General features: G+C 66.4%; 1 protein-coding gene. It reads right to left on the bottom strand.

Annotation, left to right across the window (positions count from 1 at the left end; translation table 11 throughout):
- Positions 1 to 20: 20 nt before the first annotated feature.
- On the bottom strand, positions 21 to 718 hold a 698-nt coding region (locus tag GVL52_RS31480; protein ID WP_160012660.1), incomplete at its 5' end, for an FtsX-like permease family protein.

The following is a 718-nucleotide window of genomic DNA, read 5'->3' as shown; positions in this document are numbered from 1 at the left end:
GCTCAGGGGGGTGTTCCTGACTATTCATAACGCAGCGCCTCCGCCGGGTTCACGCGGCTGGCGCGCCAGCTCGGGTACAGGGTGGCCGCGAAGGCCAGGACGAGGGAGATGATCGCGATCGGTGCGATGTCGCTGGTCTGCGGGTCGCTGGGCATCTTGCTGATGAGGTAGATGTCTTTCGGCAGGAAGCTGGCATGCAGGGCATGCTCGATGGCCGGCACGATGACGTCGATGTTGAACGCCACGAGCAGGCCGAGCGCCAGCCCGCAGGCGGTGCCGATCACGCCCACCAGCGCGCCCTGCACCACGAACACCGCCATGATGCTGCGCGGGCTCGCGCCCAGGGTGCGCAGGATGGCGATGTCGGCGCGCTTGTCGGTCACGGTCATGACCAGGGTGGACACCAGGTTGAATGCCGCCACCGCCACGATGAGCGTGAGGATGATGAACATCATGCGCTTTTCGAGCTGCACGGCCGCGAACCAGGTGCGGTTCTGCTGCGTCCAGTCGCGGATCAGCAGATCGCCGGAGAGCGAGCGGGCGAGTTCCTGCGTGACCTCGGGCGCCTGGTGCAGGTCGCGCAGCTTGAGGCGGATGCCGGTGGGGCCTTCGAGGCGGAAGATGCGCTCGGCGTCGGCATGGTGCAGCAGCACCAGGGCGGAGTCGTATTCGTAGTGGCCGGATTCGAAGATGCCCGACACCGTCATCTGCTTGAGGC

The sequence above is a fragment of the Rhizobium sp. 18055 genome, from assembly GCF_902706285.1.
Lineage (GTDB): Bacteria > Pseudomonadota > Alphaproteobacteria > Rhizobiales > Rhizobiaceae > Rhizobium.
This window is presented reverse-complemented; position numbering and strand designations above follow the sequence as displayed.